Origin of the sequence: Gluconobacter sp. P1D12_c (assembly GCF_018812105.1) — a bacterium.
GTDB classification, from domain to species: domain Bacteria; phylum Pseudomonadota; class Alphaproteobacteria; order Acetobacterales; family Acetobacteraceae; genus Gluconobacter; species Gluconobacter oxydans_A.
Genome location: NZ_JACSIQ010000751.1, coordinates 1 through 383, shown reverse-complemented (window position 1 = coordinate 383; position 383 = coordinate 1). Strand labels below are relative to the sequence as shown.

Here is a 383-nt window from a genome sequence, read left to right as displayed (position 1 = left end):
GGTAAACGCCGCTTGCCTGACTCCTGTCCGATCCGTTTCATTCCGCCTTCCTGGCACAGCTTTGTCAGGCCAGAGGGAACAGTCATACGACAGGCTTACGAACTCTGTGTTCTGACCCAGCTGCGCGAGCGTCTGCGTGCCGGAGACATCTGGGTAACGGAAAGTCGCCAATACCGCGCATTCGACACCTACCTTCTTCCGGAAGCCACGTTTGCAGCGATGCGCGCGCAAGGACCGTTGCCTCTGGCGATCAATGCTACGGCTGACACGTTCCTTTCTCAACGGCGTGCAGTGCTGGAAACCGCGCTGAACCGGGTGACGGCTCTTGCCAGGAAGGGCGAGTTGTCACAGGTCCGGCTTGATGCACATGGTCTTGTGATTTC

At 58.5% G+C, this 383-nt stretch carries 1 pseudogene; it reads left to right on the top strand.

Annotated elements, in window-relative coordinates:
• A pseudogene (locus tag KP705_RS19030) lies at positions 1 to 383 on the top strand (Tn3 family transposase); the annotation flags it as partial.